The sequence below is a fragment of the Kistimonas scapharcae genome (assembly GCF_039540975.1).
GTDB lineage: Bacteria > Pseudomonadota > Gammaproteobacteria > Pseudomonadales > Endozoicomonadaceae > Kistimonas > Kistimonas scapharcae.
The window spans coordinates 1-2,107 of record NZ_BAABFL010000109.1 but is presented as its reverse complement, the minus strand read 5'-3'; the positions used below and the strand labels follow the sequence as shown (position 1 = coordinate 2,107).

The window sequence follows — 2,107 nt, the reverse complement described above, 5'->3', positions numbered from 1 at the left end:
CATGACACGTCTCCTAACCCAAGGAAAACCAGTGTCGTAAGTTTAGACGGGAGAATGGCTTATGTTAGGTGGTAATCAGGTATTTTTTTGCATCGTTTCTTGTGAAGAATACTCGTCGCATTAGGATCCATCAGCACCACTGGCGGCAAATCACAATAAGCCAATAGATAATGAATCAGTAACAGATTGGTGCGCCCCGTACCATCCATGGGGATATGCAATTGCTGAAGCCTGGGTATCGCTTTGGAGAGAATATCCAGCAAAGCATCAAGTCGTGCCTCCTCATCTTTTTTAGATTTACATAGCGTCACCAGCTTTTTATTCATTTTCTCAAAAAAATGCTCAGCCAATTTACCTAACTCATTTTTAAATAAAACACCACAAGGACGGCCAGACTTATCTTTTTCTCTGGAGGATGGCGCCAAACAATGAAATTCAACACTCTTGTCTTCAATTGTAAAACCACTTCTCACACTGTAATTTTTTATTCCATTCAGCAGGCGATTATCGCTATCTGATACGAAACCATCTTCTCGCAAGATCTTGAACGATTCACCGGCGGTGCCTCGACAATGCTGATATTGTTTCTCACACTTCTTTTTATACTCTATTGCCTCTACAATCCCCATATCCGTATGATGTTTTATTTGAGACTCAAAGAAAACAGCCGAAGATCGAACCGTTCCTGGCTTATGCCCTGTCAGCAGGCGATCAACATTTCGTGTCAGGAGGTCATTAAAATACATATAATCTGATAAACTAATCACTCTCGTAAATTCATTTTTATTGTGAACTCTCTGGAGACAAAAACGCATAGCTGTACACCATGCAAGCACACAACCCGGCTCTTTAGACTCATATTTTTTCGGTGATACCTTATCAACCAAAATCTGGCAAGGATCCGCAAACAAAAGAAAGAGATAAGGTCGTGGGATCTGCCATATATATCTAACCCCCATTGGGAGCTTATGTATGTTTCCCAAAATCTGAGAATTTACTTGATAGTCATCTTTTTCCAATACCTCAGACACTTTTTTTTCGTCTTGAACACTCACACCACCGACGGCTCCCTGACATTCTCTCTCCATAATCGACAACTCAGCAAAACCGCATGAAGGACTGGCGAATGTTGATACTCCGCTACCACAATACAAGCTAACTTGAGTAGTAGCGTGACTTACAGGGTCTTGCCGACGCCCTTGCAGCCCCCCTGACAATGAAACAGCATGTAACAAGCAGTCCCCCTTAATAAAACAAATAAAAAAACCACGAAATTATTAATAAACGAGACAAAAACAGCATTAACAAGACTGCCACTCCAACTTACAACAATCCTCGAAAACACATAACTGACTAGAAACCAATAAAAATATGAGACTGATCTGAAGCAGTAAAAATGGACATCCGCCTAAGCTGCCTTTGCCAACTCAAAATTCATGGGAGTCATATACCCCAATGAACTGTGTCGGCGGTTTCGATTGTAATCGACTTCAATGTATTCAAACACCGCCTGCCGCATCTGCGCCCGGTTCATCATTGGCTCATGGTGTATTGCCTCAACCTTCAATGAGTGAAAAAACTCTCTACGCAAGCGTTATCCCAGCAGTCGCCTTTACGACTCATACTCTGATGGAAGCCGTGCCTCTCGATCATGTCTCTGAATACCTGAGAACAGTACTGACTGCCTCTATCGCTGTGAAATAGCACGCCAGCAGGAAACCGGCGGCACCAGAGCGCCATGTTCAAGGCATCACAGACCAGGTCAGCTTTCATTGTGGTTCCCATGGACCAGCCTATGACTCGACGTGAGAACAGGTCAATGACAACGGCCAGATACAGCCAACCTTCGCTGGTTTGCAGATAGGTGATATCACCGGCCCATTTCTGATTTGGCGCTGTGGCTACAAAGTCACGCTTGAGCAGATTAGGCGCAACAGGCAAAGAGTGCTTGCTGTCCGTCGTGACCCTGAATCTACGGGCGGCCCTGGGAACGAGACCCTGTCGTTTCATGCTGTCCTGAATGATTTTGATACAACAAGGCTGACCAGCATCTTCCATGTCTTTCTGGATGCGACGAGCACCTGAACGAGACTTGCTTCGCCGGAAA

General features: G+C 44.5%; 1 protein-coding gene and 1 pseudogene. Both read right to left on the bottom strand.

What is annotated here, in order from left to right; genetic code table 11:
* Window positions 1-59: 59 nt before the first annotated feature.
* A complete protein-coding gene (locus ABD892_RS06245) occupies window positions 60-1,055 on the bottom strand; it encodes a hypothetical protein (RefSeq protein WP_345194563.1) in 996 nt (331 codons plus the stop codon).
* A 353-nt stretch (window positions 1,056-1,408) separates the two neighbouring features.
* A pseudogene (locus tag ABD892_RS06240) lies at window positions 1,409-2,107 on the bottom strand (IS3 family transposase); the annotation flags it as partial.